Genomic DNA, 6,676 nt, shown 5'->3' with positions numbered 1-6,676 from the left:
GTTGTAAATAATGCCATATTATTAGTAAATACCACCAATCAATTGCGAGATCGCGAGGGGATGAAATTGCGAGAAGCAATAGAAGAAGCGGGGAGAAGAAGGTTGAGACCAATTTTGATGACAGCTCTTTCTACGATATTGGGCTTGCTGCCTATGGCTATTGGGCTTGGTGAAGGCAGTGAAACGCAAGCTCCATTAGCGCGTGCAGTAGTAGGAGGTTTACTTAGCTCAACGCTAATTACTCTGATTGTAATACCTGTTCTGTTCTCTGCTTTTGAAGGTGGAATATTTAAAAAAGATTGGGCAAGTAAATAGATTATATGCAACAAAATAAGTGTATCGATAAAAAATGTATTGACTCGTACTCAAGCTAAAAAAATTGTGTAACTTGGAGATTAGTTTGAATATGAGAAAGATTATCATTGCTATCGATGGTCCAGCAGCTTCCGGTAAAAGTACTGCAGCTAAGCTTTTAGCAAAGAAGCTTGGCTATCTGTATATCGATACAGGTGCCATGTACCGAGCTTGTGCTTTGGCGGCATTACGCCAAAATGTCGATATAAAAAATGATAATGAACTTATAAAGCTCATGAACTCCATCAAAGTAGAAATACAGCAGAGTAACAGCGGAAACATTATCATCCTTGATGGTGAGGATGTATCTCAAGAAATCCGCGAGCCAGATATTTCCCGCAGAGCTTCAGCGATATCGGCAAAGCGTGTTGTGCGAGAAAAAATGGTTGAATTACAGCGCACTATTGGAGAAAAAGGCGGGGTAATTTTGGATGGTAGAGATATTGGAACAATAGTCTTTCCACATGCTGAATTGAAGTTTTTCATGGTGGCACCCATTGAGATAAGAGCGCAAAGACGATATTTAGAACTAAAGGCAAAAGGCCTAAACCCAAATTTTGAAATTGTATTAGAAGAACTGCAAGATCGAGACTTAGCAGATAGTTCACGTGCCTTGGCTCCATTAATTCCAGCATCGGATGCAATCTCTATTGATAATGGCTCACTTAGTATTGAAGAACAAGTGGGAGTGCTTTATTCGTATTACCAAAAACAAATGGAAGGGCTATGATAGTAAGATTGGCTGATTTTTCTGGTTTTTGTTTTGGTGTACGTCGCGCTATTCAGTTAGCTCTTGAAGCAGTTGAAAGAGGAGAGAATGTCTTTACATTGGGAGAGCTTATCCACAATCCACAGTTTGTAAAAGAATTGGAAGGGAAAGGCATCAAGGTAGCAAAATCTGCCTCAGAATTGCACAATAGCGTAGTAATCATACGCTCTCACGGCATAACAAAACAGGAATACGAGATTCTATCTGAACAAGGTAACCGTATTGTGGATGCCACGTGCCCTTATGTAACTAAAACGCATGATCTTATCCGGCAAGCAAATTCTGAAGGGTATCCCGTATGTATTTTAGGAGATGAAAACCATCCTGAGATCATTGGAATGCGAAGTTTTGGCAATAATGATACAATGGTTGTAGCTCCTCAAGCGCCTTTACCAAAAGCTCTGGGTAAGAGATTATGCGTAATCTCACAAACAACACAAAAGATAGAATATCTTAACGATTTGGTAGTACGGCTGATTCCCAAATTGATGGAGCTTAAAATATTTAACACCATCTGCCTTGCAACCAGTCAGAGACAAAATTCTAGTGCCGAATTGGCAAAGAACAGCGATCTTATGATAGTAATTGGTGGAAAACAAAGCTCAAATACTAAGATGTTGGCAAATGTTTGTGCAGAATACACTGCTTGCATTCACATCGAAACTGAAGATGAACTGGATCCAACAATGCTGGCAGACAAAGAAAGAATAGGTATTGCTGCGGGTGCCAGCACTCCCGAAAACCGTATTGTATCTGTATATAATAGAATTTTAAAAATAAATGGGGAGGAAGACTTGGCAACGAGTATTCAGAATATCCCCTTGTTTAAGGAGGAATCATGTTAAATCATGATCAAAACCCAGTCGATCCCGAGATCAAAATCGAAGGTGAAGACACAGCGTCGAAATCAACGGAAGTAGAAACAGAGCTCGAAAATAAAGAAGAGCCGAAAATTGAAGAAACAACACCTGAAACAGAAATTGATGAACCTGAAGAGCCTGTGGCAGAGATGATTCAAGAAGAAGCTTCTCAATCCGAAGAAGTACGGGAAGAAGCTTCTCAATCTGAAGAAGTACGGGAAGAGGCTTCTCAATCTGAAGTAGTACCGGAAGAAGAAACCATTGAAGAGCCCAAAGAAGAGCTTAGCCCAGAAGAATTGGAACATGAGAATATGCTTAGCATGTATGAAGAATCGTTCTCCAATTTTAAGGTTGGCGAGATCATCGAAGGCACAATAGTTGATATTTCCGATAAAGAAGTGCGAGTGGATATTGGCTTTAAAAGCGAAGGTGTTATCCCAATCACTGAATTTGCTTATAGCGGACCACCAGAAAAATATAGCACGATTAGAGTGTTTATAAACAAGATAGAGAGTGGTGATGGTCGCTTGCAGCTTTCCAAAAAGAAGGCCGATTACCAAGAAAACATTGAACGCATCAAAAAAGCCTTCGAAGAAGGCAGTCCACTTACCGGCATCATTCGTCGTAGAGTTAAAGGCGGAATGATTGTTGAAGTGTTTGGAATTGAAGGATTCCTTCCCGGTAGCCAGATGTCCATGAAGCCAATTCCCAATCTTGATCAGTTCATTGGCAAAGAAATGCAATTCAAAGTAGTGAATCTGGATGAAGAACATAGCAATATTATTCTTTCCAGGCGGGCAGTGATGGAAGAAGAAGCAGCCAAAAAGCGTGAAGAATTACTCAGCAAGATTGAAGTTGACAGTGAATTGGAAGGTGAAGTAAAAAACATTACGCAATATGGGGCGTTTATCGACCTAGGCGGAATAGACGGTCTCTTGCATCTTACCGATATGAGTTGGGGTAAGTTAAATCATCCCTCCGAAATGCTTTCCATTGGAGACAAAGTAAAAGTGAAGGTGATCAATTTTGATCTGGAAACAAATAAAATTTCTCTTGGCCTAAAACAATTAGTACCCCATCCTTGGGAAAATATCGAAATTAAATATCCAGAAGGTACAAGGATAACTGGGAAAGTAGTAAACGTAAAAAGCTTTGGGGCTTTCGTAGAACTTGAACCTGGAGTAGAAGGTTTGGTTCACATCAGTGAAATGAGTTGGACCAAAAAGATTACCGATGCTCGCAAAATCCTAAAAAACGGTGACACCATCAATGCGATAGTATTGGAATTGGATAAAGAGAATAAAAGGATTTCTTTGGGGATGAAGCAAATGGACCCAAATCCTTGGTTAACTATCGAAGATCGCTATCCCATCGGTACGGTTCTGAAACGCAAAGTTAAGAGCCTTACAGCTTTCGGTGCATTTGTGGAAATAGAAGAAGGCATCGATGGCTTAGTGCATATTTCTGATATTAGCTGGACGAAACGGATCTATCACCCTCGTGAAGTATTTCGCAAGGGACAAGAGATAGAAAGTATAATTCTTTCCATCGACAAGGCTCAGCACCGTATAGCGCTGGGAGTTAAACAATTAGCTCCAGACCCATGGGAAAACCTTAATCAGAACTTGCCTGTTAATACTGAAGTAATTGGAAAAATTTCGAAACTGATTCCCAAAGGCGTATTGGTAGATATTCCATTAAATGAAGATGTTGTGGAAGGATTTATCCCAATATCACATCTTGCTCTCCTCAAACTTGAACATAGTGAAGACGCTTTCCATGTTGGCGAAGAATTGCCCTTAAAAGTAATTGAACTTGATATGGAAAATCGCCGTTTGATTCTTTCAGTAAAAGCCTTCTTCTTCTCTCGCGACCCAAAACTACAGGAAGAATACATCGCTATCCATGAGCAGTATATGCGCGATAGACTGGCCAGAATGCAGAAGAAAAAAGCCGAGAGACTCCAAAAAGAGAAGCAAGCCGCAGAAGCCGCCGCAATCCAAGAAGATAATATCGTTGTTGAAAATAATGAACCTATTGCCAGTGAAGCAACTGAGCGACCCGCCGAAATATCTGATATTCAGCAGGATACTAATACGGAGGCTGAGGTTCAGGCAGAGCAAAAGATTGAAGAAAGCACTGCGAATGAAACGGATAAGATTGAGGATATTGCTACTGATGAAGTTGCCAATGAAGAAGTACCAGTAGAAGGGACTGTAAAAGAAGAAGTCCCAGCAGAGGAAGCTTTACCGGAGCAAGAAATAGTTGAAGAAAATCAAGAAATAGTCGATAATACTGAAGCAATTACCGAAGCAGTAGTTGAGACTGATGTTGATACAATTGAAGATGAACCCAAAACTACCGTTTAAAATATGACCCTAATATCCGATAGAAAGACGCTCCATAAGGGGCGTCTTTCTGCGTATGTAATGAATTTGGGAATCCCAATACTAATCATGGCTTTGAGTGCATGGCTGTTCGATAAGTACCCATGTGATATCAAGCTCCAAAACTACTATTATCAGTTGGGCTGGTATATGAACGATGTTCTATGGGTACAGCTAATCTATAAGTTTGGGAATGTTCCGGCCTTGATGGTATCGATTGGCGCATTATGTTTGTTTGCACATTCATTTCGGCAACGATCCCGATATCAGCGCAATCGTAAATTATATATATTTCTAGTATTAGCGATGATTCTTGGTCCTGGAATTGTGGTCAACAGTATACTAAAAGACAATTGGGGACGCCCACGGCCACGAGAACTGCAAATCTATGGAGGAAAATATCAATATGAAGCCCCATTGCAAATTGATACAAGTTCAACCGGTAAATCTTTTCCTTGTGGTCACGCAACAATGGGTTTTTATTTCTTTGCTCCAGCACTGGTATTGGGCTTAAAAAGAAAGCTCTATCAATATATGCTTTTCTTGTTTGCTTTGCTTTATGGCTCTCTGATCGGTTGGGTAAGGATTATGCAGGGAGGTCACTTTTTAAGTGATGTGTTGTATTCGGGAGTAATTGTATATTTGTGTACCTACACGTTATGGCTAGCTTTGAGTTTAGATCAAAAACCTTTTATTAGTAAAAGAAATGTAAGATTGAGGTTAAAAATATGGCATAAAGCTTTGTTTCTTTTAAGTGGTATAGCCATTGTTGCAGGTGTTTTATTGGCGACACCCTATAGTAAAAATCAGCAGATATCTAATCTTGAGGTTGGTAACAAAGAGTTAGTTATCGATATTCAGAAAGCTCATGTATCATTGTTTTTTAGCGATTCCCTATATGTGGCGAACAAGGTGCAAGGCTTTGGCTTTCCTGGTTCAAAAGCGCTAATGGAACTTAGCGAAGAAACAAATTCGATTATTCTATACCAGAATGTTGCGGGATTCTTTACGGAAATGAATTCTGAGATACAAATCGTTGCCGATACACTATGCACAAAAAATCTTAGGTTAAGCATCCAAGAAGGAGATCTATTTATAGACGCTAGTGCTGCTAGGCGTTCTCAAATAGGTATTCAAGAGGAAACAAGTGAGGTATCAGATTCAAGCAAGAAGTACATAATTAAAGCTCAAAAAGTAATCTATAGACAGTAATTTAATTTTGTTCTGGACAGTTTTGGGATATATTACAAATTGAATCGAAATACCAAGAAGGGAGAAATACAAACATGAAAAAAGGACTAATAGTTCTGCTAATAATCATTCTGATAGTTGTTTTTGCTGCAAGCTGGTTTATAGGCAGATACAATAAAATTCAGAAAGAGAAAGTTAGCGTAGAAACAGCTTGGGCTCAAGTGGAAAATGTGTACCAATCTAGATATGATTTAGTACCAAATCTAGTCGCTACTGTGCAGGGAGCAGCAGATTTTGAACGAGAAACACTTACTCAGGTTACCGAAGCTAGGGCTCAAATGGGCGGTCAAGTTAATCTGCCTCCAGAGTCTTTAACCGATCCTAACGCTTTTCAGCAATTCCAATCTAACCAAGCAGGGCTTTCCAATGCCCTAAGCAGACTTATGGTTGTTGTCGAAAGATACCCAGATATCAAAGCAAACCAAAACTTCTTGCAATTACAAGCTCAACTTGAAGGTATCGAAAACCGCATTCGTACCGAAAGAATGAGATATAATGATGCCGCTAAACTATACAATCAGATGATAGTAGTGTTCCCAAACAATATTATTGCAAGCACAATCGGCGCTAAGGCGTTCCAGTTCTTTAGTGCAGACGCAGAAGCCCAACGTGCTCCCCAGGTGCAGTTTAATTGATCTAAATGGACTTTGAGAAAGAAAAGCCGCTTTTTTATAGCGGCTTTTTTTATGGAGGGACGATTTGATTGACACAAGCATTTAGTATATATAGCCATTTTAAGCAGCTAGTTTCGCATGAATATGAAGACCGTTGATTAATCTGGGCATCAGGTCAAGCCCTAAACTACAAGGGTAGTGGGCGGAGACATAGGAACCATCAGAGAAAGCACATATTACTGATATCTCGTGCATAAAAAAACTGCTATATATGGATGTGCAACGGTCTCATTTGGTAGATGACTTTTTTTATACTGCTCCGCTTCTTTGTTTAAAAAGTCACGATATCCGAGAAGATAATACTTTGCATCAAAATTCTAAACTAATCATATTTATTCTTGCGTATAAACGATAAACTCCTTATACTATATAGAGTGAAAG

At 39.6% G+C, this 6,676-nt stretch carries 6 protein-coding genes; all 6 read left to right on the top strand.

Features of this window, described 5'->3' with window-relative positions; all coding sequences use genetic code 11:
• The coding region (locus tag LHW48_02310; GenBank protein MCB5259293.1) for an efflux RND transporter permease subunit at nucleotides 1-315 on the top strand (315 nt) is incomplete at its 5' end.
• 91 nt (nucleotides 316-406) lie between these two features.
• Entirely contained in the window at nucleotides 407-1,084 is a 678-nt protein-coding gene (cmk, locus tag LHW48_02305) for a (d)CMP kinase (protein ID MCB5259292.1), read from the top strand.
• Nucleotides 1,081-1,968, top strand: a complete 888-nt coding sequence (ispH, locus tag LHW48_02300) for a 4-hydroxy-3-methylbut-2-enyl diphosphate reductase (GenBank protein MCB5259291.1) — start codon at nucleotides 1,081-1,083, stop codon at nucleotides 1,966-1,968. Before cmk ends, ispH begins: the two co-directional genes overlap by 4 nt.
• On the top strand, nucleotides 1,962-4,352 hold the full coding sequence (locus LHW48_02295; protein MCB5259290.1) for a 30S ribosomal protein S1: 2,391 nt from the start codon (nucleotides 1,962-1,964) through the stop codon (nucleotides 4,350-4,352). Before ispH ends, LHW48_02295 begins: the two co-directional genes overlap by 7 nt.
• 60 nt (nucleotides 4,353-4,412) lie before the next feature.
• Nucleotides 4,413-5,582: a phosphatase PAP2 family protein gene (locus LHW48_02290; protein MCB5259289.1), complete on the top strand. Its 1,170-nt coding sequence runs from the start codon at nucleotides 4,413-4,415 to the stop codon at nucleotides 5,580-5,582.
• Between the two features lie 74 nt (nucleotides 5,583-5,656).
• Nucleotides 5,657-6,256: a LemA family protein gene (locus tag LHW48_02285; protein MCB5259288.1), complete on the top strand. Its 600-nt coding sequence runs from the start codon at nucleotides 5,657-5,659 to the stop codon at nucleotides 6,254-6,256.
• Nucleotides 6,257-6,676 lie beyond the last annotated feature (420 nt).

Source organism: Candidatus Cloacimonadota bacterium, from assembly GCA_020532355.1.
Classification (GTDB): Bacteria; Cloacimonadota; Cloacimonadia; order Cloacimonadales; family Cloacimonadaceae; genus UBA5456.
Note: the sequence above shows the minus strand (reverse complement) of the source record. Positions and strands in the feature narration are given on the sequence as shown.